Annotated in this window: 19 protein-coding genes and 1 pseudogene; 6 read left to right on the forward strand and 14 right to left on the reverse strand. The window is 38.0% G+C overall.

Going from position 1 to position 16174, the window contains the following annotated elements:
• Positions 1–442 precede the first annotated feature (442 nt).
• Both ABC357_RS15660 and ABC357_RS15665 read left to right on the forward strand, forming a co-directional pair.
• Positions 443–958 (forward strand): DUF4871 domain-containing protein, encoded by a 516-nt coding sequence (locus ABC357_RS15660; RefSeq protein ID WP_412888408.1) that lies wholly within the window; start codon positions 443–445, stop codon positions 956–958.
• Positions 959–1049: 91 nt separating this feature from the next.
• Positions 1050–1292: a DUF4318 domain-containing protein gene (locus tag ABC357_RS15665; RefSeq protein ID WP_412888409.1), complete on the forward strand. Its 243-nt coding sequence runs from the start codon at positions 1050–1052 to the stop codon at positions 1290–1292.
• Between the two features lie 180 nt (positions 1293–1472).
• Here ABC357_RS15665 and ABC357_RS15670 read toward each other — a convergent pair whose 3' ends face one another.
• The 5 genes and pseudogenes from ABC357_RS15670 to ABC357_RS15690 form a co-directional block, all read right to left on the reverse strand.
• Positions 1473–1808 carry a hypothetical protein gene (locus tag ABC357_RS15670; protein ID WP_412888410.1) on the reverse strand — a complete coding sequence of 112 codons (336 nt, stop codon included), beginning with the start codon at positions 1806–1808 and terminating at the stop codon, positions 1473–1475.
• A gap of 30 nt (positions 1809–1838) precedes the next feature.
• Positions 1839–2403: pseudogene (locus ABC357_RS15675) on the reverse strand (GNAT family N-acetyltransferase).
• Positions 2404–2505: 102 nt separating this feature from the next.
• Positions 2506–3315, reverse strand: coding sequence for a pentapeptide repeat-containing protein (locus ABC357_RS15680; RefSeq protein ID WP_412888686.1), 810 nt, complete (start codon positions 3313–3315; stop codon positions 2506–2508).
• A gap of 185 nt (positions 3316–3500) precedes the next feature.
• Positions 3501–3944: a ferritin family protein gene (locus tag ABC357_RS15685; protein WP_412888411.1), complete on the reverse strand. Its 444-nt coding sequence runs from the start codon at positions 3942–3944 to the stop codon at positions 3501–3503.
• A 149-nt stretch (positions 3945–4093) separates the two neighbouring features.
• Entirely contained in the window at positions 4094–4612 is a 519-nt protein-coding gene (locus ABC357_RS15690) for a DUF3231 family protein (RefSeq protein ID WP_412888412.1), read from the reverse strand.
• A 168-nt stretch (positions 4613–4780) separates the two neighbouring features.
• Here ABC357_RS15690 and ABC357_RS15695 point away from each other — a divergent pair, with 168 nt between their 5' ends.
• Positions 4781–5635: a manganese catalase family protein gene (locus ABC357_RS15695; RefSeq protein WP_412888413.1), complete on the forward strand. Its 855-nt coding sequence runs from the start codon at positions 4781–4783 to the stop codon at positions 5633–5635.
• Between the two features lie 426 nt (positions 5636–6061).
• Positions 6062–6319 carry a hypothetical protein gene (locus tag ABC357_RS15700; RefSeq protein WP_412888414.1) on the forward strand — a complete coding sequence of 86 codons (258 nt, stop codon included), beginning with the start codon at positions 6062–6064 and terminating at the stop codon, positions 6317–6319.
• A gap of 126 nt (positions 6320–6445) precedes the next feature.
• Here the strand turns inward: ABC357_RS15700 and ABC357_RS15705 are convergent, their stop codons facing one another.
• Positions 6446–7135, reverse strand: a complete 690-nt coding sequence (locus ABC357_RS15705; protein ID WP_412888415.1) for an HAD family hydrolase — start codon at positions 7133–7135, stop codon at positions 6446–6448.
• 303 nt (positions 7136–7438) lie between these two features.
• Here ABC357_RS15705 and ABC357_RS15710 point away from each other — a divergent pair, with 303 nt between their 5' ends.
• Complete coding sequence (locus ABC357_RS15710) at positions 7439–7567, forward strand: hypothetical protein (protein ID WP_412888416.1); 129 nt, start codon at positions 7439–7441, stop codon at positions 7565–7567.
• An 86-nt stretch (positions 7568–7653) separates the two neighbouring features.
• Positions 7654–7812, forward strand: a complete 159-nt coding sequence (locus tag ABC357_RS15715; RefSeq protein WP_412888417.1) for a hypothetical protein — start codon at positions 7654–7656, stop codon at positions 7810–7812.
• 86 nt (positions 7813–7898) lie between these two features.
• Here ABC357_RS15715 and ABC357_RS15720 read toward each other — a convergent pair whose 3' ends face one another.
• The 8 genes from ABC357_RS15720 to ABC357_RS15755 all read right to left on the reverse strand — a co-directional run bounded on the left by ABC357_RS15720 (position 7899) and on the right by ABC357_RS15755 (position 16160).
• Positions 7899–8444: a DUF402 domain-containing protein gene (locus ABC357_RS15720; protein ID WP_412888418.1), complete on the reverse strand. Its 546-nt coding sequence runs from the start codon at positions 8442–8444 to the stop codon at positions 7899–7901.
• Positions 8445–8624: 180 nt separating this feature from the next.
• The gene (locus ABC357_RS15725; protein WP_412888687.1) at positions 8625–9200 is read right to left on the reverse strand and encodes a histidine phosphatase family protein; all 576 of its coding nucleotides are present in this window, start codon (positions 9198–9200) and stop codon (positions 8625–8627) included.
• 142 nt (positions 9201–9342) lie between these two features.
• Entirely contained in the window at positions 9343–10167 is an 825-nt protein-coding gene (locus ABC357_RS15730) for an MBL fold metallo-hydrolase (protein ID WP_412888419.1), read from the reverse strand.
• A 267-nt stretch (positions 10168–10434) separates the two neighbouring features.
• Positions 10435–10893, reverse strand: a complete 459-nt coding sequence (locus tag ABC357_RS15735) for a GNAT family N-acetyltransferase (RefSeq protein WP_412888420.1) — start codon at positions 10891–10893, stop codon at positions 10435–10437.
• A gap of 21 nt (positions 10894–10914) precedes the next feature.
• On the reverse strand, positions 10915–11334 hold the full coding sequence (locus ABC357_RS15740; RefSeq protein WP_412888421.1) for a VOC family protein: 420 nt from the start codon (positions 11332–11334) through the stop codon (positions 10915–10917).
• A 440-nt stretch (positions 11335–11774) separates the two neighbouring features.
• On the reverse strand, positions 11775–12533 hold the full coding sequence (gene istB, locus ABC357_RS15745; RefSeq protein WP_412885551.1) for an IS21-like element helper ATPase IstB: 759 nt from the start codon (positions 12531–12533) through the stop codon (positions 11775–11777).
• Positions 12533–13816, reverse strand: a complete 1284-nt coding sequence (gene istA / locus ABC357_RS15750; protein ID WP_412885845.1) for an IS21 family transposase — start codon at positions 13814–13816, stop codon at positions 12533–12535. The genes istB and istA overlap by 1 nt, the downstream gene beginning before the upstream one ends.
• Positions 13817–14705: 889 nt before the next feature.
• Positions 14706–16160: a sensor histidine kinase gene (locus ABC357_RS15755; RefSeq protein WP_412888422.1), complete on the reverse strand. Its 1455-nt coding sequence runs from the start codon at positions 16158–16160 to the stop codon at positions 14706–14708.
• Positions 16161–16174 lie beyond the last annotated feature (14 nt).

The raw sequence follows: 16174 nt of genomic DNA on the forward strand, positions 1-16174 counted from the left end.
TTTTAAGGCCACCTTTCAACTCTGGCCGGTCTTTAGCTATTCATCCTATTTTAGCTCACGGCCTTCGAGACTTTTCACATCAATCGAAGCTTGAAGAAGTATGGTTGTTCATTAGCAAGGCTGTAGCAAACACACTGGTTTCAAGGCAATCCGCCAAACCTGCTAGCATTAGGTCTTCTTAGAAGTTAAAGCAGGATGAGCCGACTTTGTTCGTTGGTTGCCCAATGGAAACATCTCATGCTGCGGCAAACTTAAACACACACATTCTACAATGAAAAATAAGCATACCAACGAGCTGTTTTCTAAAGACAGGAGCAGGTCTATTTAAGAAGATGTCGAATTAATGAATGAATGAAAAATGAATGTGTTGATGCATTCAAATAGGATCTATTATGTATAAATAAGAACGAGACCCAGAAACAACACTTAGGGAGGGAGGAAGATGAGGAAGAGGATTTTTATATTGTTTTCATTGATTATCTTAGCGACAATTGCTGGGTGTGAAAACTCCAGTGAAAGCAAAAGGTGGAAAGCAAGTCCGACTTTTACCATACCTATCACCTTTGGCGATGGCACGGAAGGCGAATATAGGTTGATTGGGACTAAAGGAAAAATTGGTTTTTTGATCGGATCGGGCAACAAGGGAAAGTCAGAAGAAATGCCGATTGTTGCCAATAAAACAAATAAGTATATGTGGTTTATTTGGGGAGATGGGGATCCTATCAGTGGAAATTTCAAGGTAGTTGGACTGAATTGGAATGGGAAGAAACATCCCGTACTAGTCACCGGAAATAAAGAAGTATGGGAATATCCTAACATTAGCGTTAGTTCGAACAACGGCGCTGTATCCCAAATACCTTCGAATATGGTATTCCCTACAAGCGGGCTATGGCAGTTAAAGGTATATTTTAATGATAGATTATTTGAGGAAATAGTTATAGACGTTAAGGATAAGTAATCTTTATGCTGTCCATAACGTACCTTTTAGTTAATATAACCGTATAATAAACAAAGGAAGCGAATTAAATCAGAGAGGCGGAATACTTATTATGTTCAAAAAATTAGTAAAAAAGTCAATGAGAATCCCTTATGATGACATATCTGTATATCCTACTGTCGCTATCGCAAAAGAGGCAATTGCCGATTACTGCAGCAAACAAGGTCTTGAATATGAATTTATAGAAGCAAAAGAAGAGAATAATATACTCGTCCACATTGATGGTATGACCTATGAAGTTATTCGCGGGTTGGCAGAAAGAGGCTGCTACGGAATCAGATGCAGGGAGTTGTAGTAACGGAACTTTTCATATAAAGCCGACTAGCATTGCTTATGAATTGATTAAAACCTCAGCGCTCTACATCAATAAGAAATAAATAGATTAAAAGAGGCTTGCCGCCATACTATGCCGTAAGCCCCTTTTATTTTTATGTAAAAATCTTGAACGAAACCATCATTACACTATTCAAAGCGATTACTTCTGATACACTTCCGCCATTTGAGAAGGAGAAAAGGCAATGGTGAAATTAGCCGGCAATTCAGCCTGTATCTTTCTTAATAATCTGCTTCCTTCGGCATTATGATCGTTCTCACTCTGCTCTCCACCATCTTTAAATCTGTCTTTATCCCAATCGATCCATTCGCCGTAACTTATTCCCCATTCTAGTAATTCTTTCTTTAATTCAGCAGAAATCGGCATGTCTTCCAGCTCTAAATTACAACCACAACGATCGCACCATACCGGATCAGCGCTAATATCCGCTTCTAGCTTCAACTCATGAATGTCTTGATTATCACACATACAATCCATTATTCCCCAGCCCCCTTGCCATTCACGCCATTATTTTACCTTAGCATATATGCATGTATCCGTCAGTTTACTGCCATCCGCAGATAAATCCTCATTCTTTAGAATGCCTTCTAACTCAAACCCCAATTTTTCTGGAATTGAACGGCTTTTCCTATTTGTACTTTCACATCTGATTTCGATTCTTTTAAAAGCCAACTGATCGAGCGCAAATAAGGATAACCCATCAATCGCTTCTGTCATGTAACCATTCCCGCTATACTTTGTATGTATCCAATAACCGATATCACCTTTAGGAATGGACCAATCAATGAATTGGAGACTTGAAGTTCCGATAAACTCCCTCGTTCCTTTATGGAAAACCAAAAAACGAAGCCCTTTCCCTCTGAATAAAGTGAACGTAAGCCTCCCTCAGATTCTGTTCCGTTTGTTCCACTGTCGGCACTTCCTGCGCAAATGGCAGCCAAGGTTTCAGCTCGTCAATGGACTCCCTGATAGCGGCGTTGACGATAGGAGCATCTCCTGATAAAGAGGGGGCCCGTAACAGCAATCGATCCGTTTCAATTCTTGGCGGAACCTCTAGCAAGATTGGAATCATCCTCCATCTTCCTCTCTATTTGATGATTGACTATCCAACTACCATCTATCAATAGCGATTAATAACAACCATTACTGTGGCATCGCAGACTAATTCAGACCGTTACACCATCCAATGCCCTGGCTTTCGCAAATAGGCAGGCAATCTCGTGTGTATGTTTCCCCTAGCGGAATTCACCTGGGATTGTGTCAAAAAAAGACACCCTTCCAGATTCGCACCGCTAAGATTGGCATCCCTTAAATCGGCGCCGATAAGATCGGCTTTTCTTAAATCAGCTCCGTTTAAATCTGCAGCAATCAATAATGCCCCTCTCAAATTAGCCCCTTTTAAATTAGCGCCTTTTAAATTGGCCCCTAAAAAATCCTGCCCTATTCCCTTCTTCTTTTTACCGTTGGAAACAATGCCCTTTCGATACACTTCACTCGTTTTGATAAACAAATCATTTATACCTATTCGATGGGAAGAAATATCCAAACCCATGATTTCTTCAGGCGATAAATTCGCCATATCCAAGGTCTGGTCATAAGCCGCTTTCAAAAGTGGCCGAAAATGTTTTGTTTCTTGAATATGCATCGCCTGGTCAAGATACCAAAGCATTTCATGCAATTGTTGGACAATCGGAAAGACAGTAAACATCTCACCGGCACATGCTCCATTACTTCTCCAATCATTCCCTCCATATAGAATCTGGGAAACATGTTGTCCGGCTCCAAAGCACTCATAAGATACACATCCCGAAAAGCCTTTATCCCTTAATTGGATATGAATACTGCAGCTATTATCGGAGCATAAATTGCGGCAAGGTTCCCCGCTCTCTTTATCAACAGGGAAATCCGCTGACTTGGCATAGGGAAGAGCTACACAACATAAGCCGAAGCAGCTCCTGCAGTCTGATTTTAAATACTCATTCACTTTCCTCATTCACTTTCCTATATTCTTTTCTGTTCTCGTTTCATTTTACTCTCGCTATACTTTTCTTTGATTATACTATGTAGCGGATCAAAACCCCAAAATTTTATCATTTTCTAAACAATCATAAAAGAAGCGGTTCATATTCATTCCGCTTCTTTTCATGAAAGATAGTTACCGCAGAATGATTATGTTCCTCTGGCTTTCGTGAAAAAATATAAAAACCATACTGCATGATTTTGTTCATCCATAGCTGCCCTTTTGAATGCTTCTTTTATATAACCGGTTGTAACTCTATCGGACACTCCCAAATAAAAGTCAACCGTCTCCTGTTCATCCTTCAAAGCGGCTTCCAGGCCTTCCATATAGCTTGCCGGACACTCCTCCACCATCTTCGGCTGGAATTGGGTTCCCGTAATATTCGTATATATCTGGCTGAATATCTGTAAATGCTTCATTTCATCTTCCCGTATCTCAAGGATTTGTTTCTTTTGATTTTGATCATCGGCCATTTGAGCTAGACTGGCATAACATTGGACAGCAGAGAACTCACCATTCATAGCTGTTTCTAAATCACTGATTAACTGATTATTTTGCCTGTCCGGAGATGGAAAAGCATAATAGTAGTACATACACAAGCCTCCTTGTATATTCCCGTACTATACTCTATGCGCCGATTTGGCGCCCTGGAACCTGCCAGCCATTATAACCGTGGGAAATATCACAACAAAAAAAAGCTACCTAATCAGGCAGCCTATGATTATAAAGGAAGGAAATCCATTTAGTTTTCTTTATTCTTGGTTTCCATATGAAGTGGAGGCGGAACCAACCAGCCTTTATCCTTCATCATTTGAAGCAGAACCGCTCCATCTTTAATAGCTTTTGCGCTTTGCTGGGTTAGCATTAAAGCGATATCTTCGCGAATGCATTGTCCTATAAGGGTGCTCATTGCCGTCAATCCTCCTGCAAGATCCTTGGCAATCGCATAGGCCACTTGCGCATCCAGCAAACGGGCGCCGGCTGGTATTTGCTCAACGTCTACGCTCGGTCTTTCTGCGGGGGTTGGAGGAACAGGAATATCATTTGCCAGTAAAAGCTGTTCCACTTCTTTAATTTCAGGTTTAATGCTATTGTTTATGACTCCACTGATAAAATCTTTCAAATCCTTATCACCAGTATGGTTATAATACACTTGATACCCGTCAAGCGCCGCTTTGGCCATTGCCAATTGCGTATATAAACCATACACCTCGCCGTAATGCATCGGCTCATTCTGCGGATTGCCGCTTAAAATGCCCATGTTATCTCTCCATTCTAGACTTTATAGGTTGATTAACCTTTAATAGTATGGATAGATAACAGAAAATTATTTATGAAAAATACAGACATTACATACCAAGAATAAACCCGCTGCCTTTCATTCACTCTATAAAGGAATGGATTTTTAAATGAAAGGATAAACAATATTATGTATTTTTATAAAGAAGATTTAATCAATACAATCGTCCCAGACCGGCCTGATCCAGCGGCTGCCAAAGTCATTCAGGAGACTCTTGGCGGACAATTCGGCGAAATGCGGACAATGATGCAGTATTCCTTTCAAAGTGCAAACTTCAGAGGAAAGGATAAAAAATACCGTGATTTAATAAGAGGCGTTTTCCTGGAAGAAATCAGCCATGTAGAGTTGGTGCAGACGACAATCAATCAGCTTTTGAATGGGGCAGGCTTCCCACAGGCAGGAGATGCGGGCACAGATCACGCTCCGTTGGATGAAGCGGTCCTTCATGCGAATCCCCATCATTTCATTATGGGGGCGCAAAGTTCCTTGCCCGTGGATGCTGGAGGCAATCCTTGGAATGCATCCTGGGTTTACAGCCACGGCAACCTCATTGCCGATCTTTTGAATAATCTTGTATTGGAATCAACCGGAGTCCTGCAAAAATCACGCATTTATGAAATGAGTTCCAATAAGACATTCCGGGAAACACTTGCTTTCTTAATGGTCCGTGACAACGCACATCAAAACGCATTCGCCAAAGCACTGGAAACTCTTGGAGTTGAATGGGGAAAATTATTCCCTGTCCCTAATTATGATTTGAACAAATATCCAGAATGCAGAAAGTATGTAGACCTAGGCTACCATAATGCCCAATTCAATTACCGTTTGGACGAAACTTCAATCGGAGAGATTTTCCAAGGGACATCCCCGAGCCGAAACAATGGTGAATTAAAGGTGACTCCGCCGCCTGAAGGCTTCCCGGTACCTGTGCTTCCGGATATGCCCAACGAACATAGTCCTGGCCTAAAAGATATGAATTCATAACAAATACGAACAGCCAATCAATTTGAATAATAATTATAAAAGGAATGCCCAATTCTCATACAGGAATTTTGGGCATTCCTTTTATGGTTATTCAACACATCAATGAACCTTACTTCAAATGCCGTTTACAATTTTTGCATATTGCCTCCATAACTCTTATAGAGGGTAGCTTATTGATCTACTTTATTCCATTACTCATGTTCATTCAAAACCAATCTACTTTACAATAAAGTCAACACAAAATCATTACCCTCTCATGGAAATAAATCCATTACACTGTTTTGCCGATTGTGAATATGGTATTATTTAGGAGGTATAGACCGTTTCAAATACAGAACTGCTCATACACATCCAAAAGAGTTTGCCGGCCTATTTTAACTTGTTCCAAAAATAGTAAGGATGTTCTTATTCAGGAGGAGATTTCCCATGAAACCAGGTTCCATCTCTATAGTATTGGGTCTTATCAATATCATAGTCTATATCCTAAGTATGTTTTTTAACATCGGCCTTGGCCTGATCACTTTTTTCTTCTTGTTTATCAGCACTTTAACTGGCATCATCCTTGCCTTGTTAAGCAAACAGGCCCTCTATAAGGCAATCGGCCTTGTAAGCAATATAGCCATGCTTTTTTTGTCCATAATACTGCCTTTCGCCATTATGCCCCTCATTTGGAGCGGCCCTTAAAACTCTTCCCTGGAAGAGTTTTTCAATGGGAAAATAGTGCTTATTTATTCCTACCAGGAACGCGCATGGATACCTATTAGGGATTAAAGATATCGTTCCTAAATATATGTCTTAGATATCATTTCCTTATGATTTTCCACAATCAATGACATGATTGTTTATGCTTCTGATAAGCCTAGGCAATTCATTCAAATCTTTCACTATATAGTCCGCCTCGGCATCATCCTGTTGATCATCCTTTTTCCAAATGCCTGTCAACCCGATTGCCTGGGCAGCTTTCACGTCATTTTCTGGGTGGTCCCCTACAAATGCACATTCATCGGCAATGACATCTAATCTTTCAATAGCCCGCCTGAATATACGGGGATCAGGCTTTTTGATGCCTTCCCAATCTGAGATCAAAATAGCGTCAAAATATCCTTCCATGTTCAAAGCCACTATATTATCCATCTGGAACCGTCCTCTTCCATTTGTTACGATTCCTAAACGAATAGGCATACTCCGTAATTCATCAAGCATTTGCCTTAAATGAGGAAAAGCAAGACAGTGGTGTTTAAACTCGCTTATATAATCCTCGAGCAAATAACCCCATTCGATTTCTGTAATTCTAAATTCCTCAACCAACTGTTGATAGACCTTATCCTTCCAGACATACCCCCTTTGGTCGAGTTCTATGAATCGATTGATATATCTGTCTTTAGGTATATGCCCAAGATATTGATGCAATCGAACATATTGGTTTTCAATAAACCCTCTTACAGATTCATCCCTGTTTAACAATGTCCCATCCAAATCAAACAATACTGCCTTTATCATCTTATATCGCCTCCCCATTGTGCCTATTTTCCTTTTTTATTCCCCCGAGATATTCCTTGTGGTTATTGCATACAAGCATATTGAAAAAACGTCCCCTTTGCGGATCGGACACTTCTTGCCAAAAGAAATGCACCAAATTTAAAAAGGGGCATAATGGCAAATTTCTACCCATTAATCCATAAGGTGAATAATGATTATATCTTCAAGCACGCTTTCATATTGTGGCTTACTGCCCCATTCAACATAAGATCATTAAAAAGGGACAAACTGTATGTATATGGACAAAGAAAGGAGATGCTCTTCATGACCAAAAAACATAATAACGGAAGCCGCAACCAAAACTCACCCCGATTACATGGACAAACTCCGATTAGTGGGGATAACAGTAAAGGAAATAAACGGAACAAGGACCAAAATGCTAAAACGGACTGATCCATCCAGCAGGGCAACAAGCGTTTTTGCAATCATTGCCTATTGGCAAGCACATATACAAGAATGAATAGAAAGGAGAGAATCCGTTGAGCAGAGGCAAACATTTCAACCATAAAGAAAAAGGGCATCCCGGCGATTTCCCCAAAAATAGTGTCGTTGAGGGAAAAGACCATATCCAGCACGGCAAACCAATCGAAAATATAATTCCGGAAGAAACATTTAAAAATCGGGTTAAAGAAGAATAGGCAGCAGCTATTATGCAAGAAGAGGCTGGGAATGCCCTTATATTCCCAGCCTCTTTCTTTTATACCGATAAATGTATGATTGTTTGTCAATTGCTAAGAAACGGAAAAATTTCTTCATGGCTCCACGTTTTTTGGGTGTCGGACACCAAGCCATGCAGTAAAGAATCCATACACTCGAGCAAAGCATTCAAATGTCGGAGGACAGAGCCTTCTTCAAATAGAGGCAAAGAGACAGGGAGCTCATCCTCATCCAAAATACAATAAGATCCATCCGGGAAAGACAGGACATCAATAATCATATCTTCAAAAGAGACCATATGCTCCATCAAGTTTGTTTGCTGCACTAAATTAAAATAGGCTCCCAAATAAGTTCCCCGGTAATCTCTCCAAACATATACGTTATAGGGCCGGTCTGCCCAATAATGGGCAACCGTATAGCTTCCCTTTGGTATGGTCAGTTCGTAAGACGATCCTTGCATGGTAAAAGGCTCCACTATTTCATGGAATAGAACCATATGCTGGCCTTCCCATTTCAACAACTCACAATCGGTATCGACAACAGTTGAATCATAACGGATCTTTCTCTCTATCATTTTTCGTGCAGGTTGAAAAGATAAGCTTTGAGATTCCATATCCATGCCCCTTTTATTTACTTAGAGTCGAGTTCCTTCACTTAATATAGTCCAAGTTGCATTACCGCTCAATTAAGGGAGAAGGCAGAGACAGCACTTTCTCATCCAGCAGATCAATATAAGCAGGAAGAATCAAATTCTTTCACTATGCTGGATATGGATCAGACGTGAAAAATACCATTATTCGACCTTCCACACTCTTTCAACACCAAGCAATAATTCACCTTCAAATTCCAAGCGGTATACATCGGGCTTGGAGGTTTGCAGCAAAAAATCGAATCCGTACCGGCTGTCATAATACCCCATCATCAGAGTCATGACCGCACCATGTGTACCTATTGCAATCTTTTGATTACTATACATATGCAGCAAATCCTTTAATACGTTTATAGCCCTTTTCTGGCAATCCTCATTGGATTCCCCTCCCGGCAGAGCAAAACCCGGTTCAGCAAACGACTTCTCCAGTATAGGCAGCAGCTCCTCATCGGGCAGCCGCTTGTTTTCACCAGAAAATATTCTCTCCTTCAACTCCTCAAATATCTGCACTTCTTTTCCTGACCGCTCAGCCAGCTGTTCGATTGTCAGGATTGACCGCCTGTATGGGCTCGATACAAACACCTCGATCATTTCACTCTCCAGTAGATTGGCTAACCGGGCAGCGTCCACCTGCCCCTTTTCCGTCAGACCTCTAGTCCTTTCATTTCCTTCGGTTATAGGTGATTCCCCGTGTCTCACCATATAGATTGAAGTTGTCATCATATACCCCTCTCTCCATAAAACTTACTAAAATTTCCATTTTCTATTGTAACAGACTGTAAGAAAACCGATCCATCTGGACTTGGCAGTAGGATAAAAACAGTCCCATCCATAAAAAGGAAGTAATTTATTGTTCTCCTAGCTAAACTGCTTTTTTTACATACTCCTGAATAATCGAATGTATAATATGCATAGAGTCCCATTCCCCAGAAGAAAAACGGACGATGGGGTATTTTTTAGGAAATAGGCTATTTTTGATCTTATTGATCGGCATCCCCTCTTCAAAAAGAGTGATAATTTTCCCTTGGAGATTCACTAAATAATCGAGCTTCCTTTGCAAAGCACCGCGGCCTTCTTCCAAATATCCTGCATGGCAGCAAAAGACGTCCTCAAAATCATAGGCCAATACTCTTTTTAGGGAGGAAATAATCGATGGAATGCTTTCTTCACGCAAAATAACCTTCGTCTTTTCCTGGCAATATAGATCCCCCGTGAACAACTGGCCTGTTTCACGATTTAAAAAAGCTAAATGGTCGATAGCATGTCCCGGTGTTTCAATGACATCCCATGTTGCATGCCTTGATGAAAAAGTGGATCCAATGGCTTCAGCATGAAAAGGGCTACGTTTCCCCCAAAATAGTTTTCGATACAGTGGATAATCCGGTTTCTTTTCACAATAAGGTAGCATCATGCCATTCGTAAAAATAGGCAGATGAAGTTCATTACGTATAAACGCTGCACAACCTGTATGATCCTCATGAAAATGAGTGATGACCGCTTGATCAATATCCTGGTCGTGAAAAAACAACTTAAATTCCTTTTCTAATGATTTTGCACCCGTATCAATCAAAACCCCGTCGACAATGAAGCAATGAACATTTAATTTTACGCCCTGAAAGGCTACTGTACCGTTACCAAGTTCCACACCGTTTATGGATTCCCGTTTGAACCCTTTCCTGAATATCATACGATCTCCCCTTGTTCCCTATTTCAATCCATTTTACCATATATGAATGGCTGTTCATTCAGATGTCGGGAATTGATGTTTTTTTCGGGGGTGTTAAAAAAGTCCGGTATGTACTATACAACTGCAAAATTTGGGAAGCTCTTGTATTGAGATTCCCCTTTCTTCTTAAACTAAGTCCCTTATATGTAGTCTTTCTTTACAATGCTTACTTGAAGAAATGTTTGCCTTAAGTACCATCTATTCTTGACTACCAAATAATAAAAACTATTAGAGTTGAATAACCATTCTAATCTCTTTATATCTCTTTCCACCCGTTACATATTCAAACTCTTCTCTTTTTTCAAAACCTATTTTTTGATATAAAGCAATCGCATTTTGATTTTCTACTTGGGCACTTGTGTATAATGGAATATGGCCATAGTTGTTCACAAAGAATGCTACGAATTTTTTTAAAGCTATCTTTCCAATCCCTTGTTTTTGGTACTTCTTATCCATCATAAATCTGCTCATAGACCAACCATTTAGTTCAACATCAAAATCGTATAGAATAAAACCAACCATTATATTGTCTTTATATATACCTAATGGGTATAAATCTGGCTCATATGCCGCTTGAACCAATGAAAACATATTTGAGGCCACAAATTTTTTTTGTTCTTCCTTCAAACTAAGTTTTATACACTCATTATAATTAGTTCTAGTAATTTCCTTAAAATCAATATTCATTTTGAACCGCCTCTCTGTATCTCATAACCTTTCCCATTCTGGATTCCAAACGACTTCCCACAAATGTCCATCTGGGTCTTGGAAATATCCAGAGTATCCTCCCCAAAAGGTATCGTGTGCTGGAACCGAAATGATTGCACCCGCTTTCCTTGCCTGTTCCATTACCAAATCAACCTCTTCTTTACTCTCAACATTATGTCCGATCGTACATTCAGTTGGACTTATTGGTGTTTGGTTTATGCTTGAATCGTGAGCTATATCCTTACGATTCCATATTGCGAGTTTTAATCCTGGTTGTAAATCAAAAAAGGCAACAGCACCATGCTCAAATTCCTGCCCCACTATTCCTTTTGTCGAGAGTCCAAGCCCGTCCTTATAAAAGGTTAAAGATCTTTCCAGATCATCTACACCCAATGTGATAACTGAAATTCGCGCTTTCATCTAAAACCTCCTAATAAATCTAGTACATACATATTTAATATATTGGAACTAGATGTTGAATGTATCATTTCAAAAATCGAACCTTATGACGTTATTCCCTTCACCATTACCACTTGCATAAAATAGCATATTGCCAGTCTTGTTCCATTTCAAGAAAAACACATTTTTAGAATCCATGTATATCCGCTTTTTCTGTTGTATTTTATCTTCATGGTAATAGGCACTGTATAATTCACTAACTCCGTCATTTTTTATCAACGAGTATGCTAATCGACCGTTAGGAGTTATGCTAAATGTATTTATTTGTCCTTCCACTATCAATTTAAACTTTTTATCATTAAGACTATATGAAAAAAGGCCTTCTTGTCCATTTACTACACCTTGTATTGTAAATGTCAACATAAATATGTACACTTTCGCTTGGATAAGGATGTACAGAATTACTCGTTCTCTTTTGCTAAATGATCCTTTAATCGGTATGAATCACCTATCATAGGCACAACTGTCGCATGATGTAAAATGCGGTCTAATATGGCATTGGCCAGTTTAGGTTCCTGAAATATTTCATCCCACGCTTTGAAATTCACATTGGTTGTTAAGATGGTACTTCTTTTTTCATATCTTCGATCAATCAGCTGGAAAAACAACTTAGCGTCTTCGTGATCAATCGGTAAATAACCGATTTCATCGATGATTAACAGTCTGTATTTGCTGTAATGCTTCAAACGGCTCTCTAACCGATTTTCTAATCGAGCTTTCCTCAAATTTTGAATCAAGTCATGGCACTTAATAAAATAGGTACTCGTCCGTTTCTTTGCTGCCGCAATCCCTATTGCTGTGGCCAAATGGGTTTTACCGACACCACTTGGTCCTAAAAACACAATATTTTCATTCTCCTCGATAAAACGCAATGTAAGGAAGTCTAGAATCTGCTGTTGGTTAATCGATGTTTGAAAGGTAAAATCGAAATCTTTCACCTCCTTAAAATGAGGGAAAGCTGCGACCTTCACCATCGATTGCGTCATGTTTTTCTCCCGTATGTCTATTTCATACGCAGTCAACTTGATTAATGTGTCGATAAATGACATCTGATGCTTTACGCTGAAGTCTACGATTTCATTTAAATGTAAGCTCATTTGCTTTAACTTTAGATAGTCAAGATTCCATAATAATTGTTGATAGTTTGTAGTTGGATTCATTATTTATACACTTCTCCAATCGTTGCTAAATTCCGTTTTGCTAAATCGTCGATTTCAGGATAATGAGGGGTGGAAACAAGTAAGCTTGCCTTATAATGTTCCTCTTGATAATTAAGTTTAGCGTTACTAATTGGATGTTGGGCGATCAGTTTCATGTTATAATAAATCCACAAGTAGTCATCATACACCTGTAAGCCTACTTTTTTTCCTTGATATTCTGGTGGTACAGAGTATTGATTCGATTTGTAGGAAATCATGTTTGATGCATTGACTTTTACATGTGTATGTTTGATGCGATAGGAATCTCTTACTTTGTCAGTTGGTAGCTGGAGTAAGTGGTTCCTTTCTTTTTTGAATTCCATAATCGGTATTTTCCCCGTTCCTTGATGGATCTGGTGATTCATTCTATTCCCTAAATCCTGTATGAATAGATGAAGTTCCTCCATTGTCAGTTGACCTTGGTACGCATGAATTTCATCAAGGAGTTTCATTGTGGATTCAATTTTCCCCTTGGTTCTCGGTCGTCCTGCAATACATGGTTTGACTTTAAAATCAAAGTCCCTCGCAAACTGATCAAATTTCGCATTCACTTTCCCAGGTTGATAATCAGTCCTCGCTTCATCCATTACCGTTTTCATATTATCCGTAAGGATTTCAGCTGGAACTCCGCCAATTGCTTCAAAAGTATCTGTTAAAAAAGAAAGTAAGGTACTCTGTGACTTAGAAAGACTTAATTGAAATGTTCGGAATCTGGAATTTGATAAAATGAAAGCCGCCACATTGACTTCTATCTTTTCTCCCTCTTTGGTTTCGAATAAAATGTTTTCCTTCCAATCTAATTGGGCCTGCTTACCTGGTGGCGTTTCAAATCGGACTGTCCCTTTGGGTGAAGAAATACGTTTATCCTCTTCAAAGTAGGCATTAAATTCAGGTGTACGAGCTATATACGCACGGAAGGTTGAAGCTCCACATTCCAATCCATGATTGTCTTTTAGGTACTGCCAAAGCATACGACGGTAATAAAATACCTGTTTTGAATCTTCTGATAACAATGCGGCTATTATTTCATAATAAGGATCAATCTTTGAGGGCTTTTCCCTTTTTCTTTTTGGGATAAAGCCATTTAGATATTTATCAATTGTCCGCCGATCCACACCCAATTCCTTTGCTAGCTTACTTTTATTGATTTTCATTTTCATATGCTCCATAATCTGTTTGAATTTCGGTAAGTCTGAAAGACTTTTAATCTCAAAATCGATATCAATATTCATTGTTATGTACATACTAATCCCCCCAAGATTAGTATGTAGATTCATATCAAATTTGTACATATTTATTCGAGCAATACTGTACATATTTAAATTAGCATTTCTACCTTGTATTAATAAACTTTCATTAAATACCGTAAAATCCTGAATAATATCGGCTTCTAAAACTTTCTCCATTCTGCCCTTTTTCAAGTTAATCATGTTAATATATGACTTATTTTGGTCTGATTCTATAATAAATGCTCTATCTTTGGTCAAAGATGTATTAAAGCTACTTACCTTAATCTGGCCAATCCTTGTTTTTTGTTTTAAATTCACTGTGTGAATTATTTCCTTCTTTGGAGTGTTCAAGTTCTGAATAAACAATTGATTTTCATCCAAACCCAAAAAAGCATCTCTTTCCGGTAAAAATTCTAGGGCAATACCGGTATATTCTGCTTTGACTTTTTTACTTTCCAAATCATATAAAAAAATAATATTAGGATTATTCCCATTATTAACTACGGAATACAGAAGTTGCGTGCCGTTAGCAGAAACAACCAATCCCCTAGTTGTATTATTTTCATCAATTGCAAAAGAAGTTTGATCGTTTATATTAATTGTGGCCACTTTAGTTTCACCTATACTAGTTGGATTAATAGTAGTATACACAAGATGATTATTATCAATAATATCTAAGTCCCAAATAGGATAGGATGTAATTATTTTTTTGACATTTTTTACTTCGAGATTATTTTTATTTTTATCAGAAGCATCCTTTTCGAACAATGCATCACTAAGTACAATAAGCCGTTCTGTTTTATTGCTGGATTTTAAAAAGTCACTTAGGATATTAAATCCAAACATAAAAAATAGTAATAATCCAATAAAAATAAAAAAACTACTATATTTTTTATTAAAACCGTTAATTGCAATCAGACCCTTCCAACTCTACAATTACTTCCGTACCCTTAGAGTGTTCACTCTTTATTTGAATACTGCCTCCATGTCTTTCAATAATGCTTTTTACAATAGCTAAACCCAATCCTGAACTGCCTTTTTCTCCAACCGTTCTTTGGGGTGCTCTATAAAAAGGTTCAAATAACCGATCTAAATACTCCTCTTTAATGCCTTCTCCTTCATCCTTAACTTTAATTAGAATCTTTTTTCCTTCTTTATATGCAAGGACACGTACAGAAGAGTTAACCCTACTGTACTTTATTGCATTATCAATTAAATTAAGCAGTACTTCTTTAAGCTTACTTTTGTCACCTATTTTCATAAGATTGTTTTGAACGTCACTTAAAATCGTTATATTATATCTTTTCGCTTTTATTTCCATCTCATTAGCAGTGGCCTTAATTAATTCGGATAGATTTACATTCTCAAAAAAATAGGTATATTTAATTGACGTGGACTTCGATAGTTCTAATATGTCAATAACTAAATCATTCAATCTCTTACTCTCGCTAATCATATAAGACAGACCTTTATTAAAAAAAGCTTTATCAGTAAAACCATTATCTTTTAACACCTGAGAATAGCCTAGAATGGTGGTCAGTGGTGTTTTTAATTCATGAGTAACATTATCAAAAAAAGCCTTATTTTGTGCCTGTACCTTTTTTATTGTATCCCTATCCTTTTCAATCATATCAATTTGCTCTTTTATTCTCTCAGCCATTTTTGTAAATCTTTCTGCTAATTCTCCCATTTCATCCCTTGTTTTAATCGGTATATCAATATCATAATTACCCACAGATAATTGTTCCGAGCTTTTTATTAGTTGCCTTACTGGTTTTGTAATACGTCTAGATAAAATGAAAGAAGTAATAAATATAAAGATAAAAATAAGAACAGCAAAAAAATGAATTAGATTGTTAAATTCATTATTATAATCAAAGATTTCTGTATAATCCTTGCTGTATCTAATAAACCCCACAATATTTTCATAAGATTTAATCGGAAATGATAGAGTTACGATTACTTTGTTTTCTAAATAATTAATACTATATGCTGTCTCACCCCTTAAAGCCTTTTTTAAATCTTCGCCTACTTCCTTATCAATGTTTGGTGAAGACTCTTTTTTTGTTCCAGATGAATCGAAAACTTCAACCCTGCCACCCATTTGCGAACTCAATAGGCTTGAGATATTTCCATTCTCCCCAATAAGTGACTTTTCATCCAACTCGATATTGTTCATTAGGAAATACTGAGTTAAATAAACATCAAGATTTTTTTTTGAACTAATCATGTCATTTTCTATCGTTTGCAAAGTGTGTTTCTTATTAATATTGTTAGATACAAAAAGCAATGAAGATAGTCCAATAAATAGAATGATGGAAAATGGTATTAGTATTTTATATTGAATCGTAAATCTCATTGTCATCCTTTTCC

This window comes from Bacillus kalamii, from assembly GCF_047238185.1.
In the GTDB taxonomy this organism is placed as follows: domain Bacteria; phylum Bacillota; class Bacilli; order Bacillales; family DSM-1321; genus Bacillus_AD.